Annotated in this window: 1 pseudogene; it reads left to right on the forward strand. The window is 62.6% G+C overall.

Features of this window, described 5'->3' with window-relative positions:
- Positions 1-286: pseudogene (ligD, locus tag QMX84_RS26385) on the forward strand (ATP-dependent DNA ligase); the annotation flags it as partial.

Genomic DNA, 286 nt, shown 5'->3' on the forward strand with positions numbered 1-286 from the left:
GATGATGACCGTCCAGCCTTTCAGGCGTTGCAAGAGGCCTTTGCATCCGGCAAGACCGCCCGCTTGATCTACTACGTCTTTGACCTGCTTTTCATAGACGGCGTGGACCTGCGGCCACGGCCCGTCGAGCAGCGAAGGGACCTGCTGCGCGTGCTGCTGGAGCAGGTCGATCTTGATCAGGTCCGCTTCTCCGAAACCCTCGACGCGGATCCGGCCCACTTGCTGGCCAGCGCTTGCGCAATCGGGAGCGAGGGCATCGTCGGTAAGCGACTGGGCAGCTCATACG

Origin of the sequence: Pseudomonas sp. PS01297 (assembly GCF_029959305.1) — a bacterium.
In the GTDB taxonomy this organism is placed as follows: Bacteria; Pseudomonadota; Gammaproteobacteria; order Pseudomonadales; family Pseudomonadaceae; genus Aquipseudomonas; species Aquipseudomonas helleri.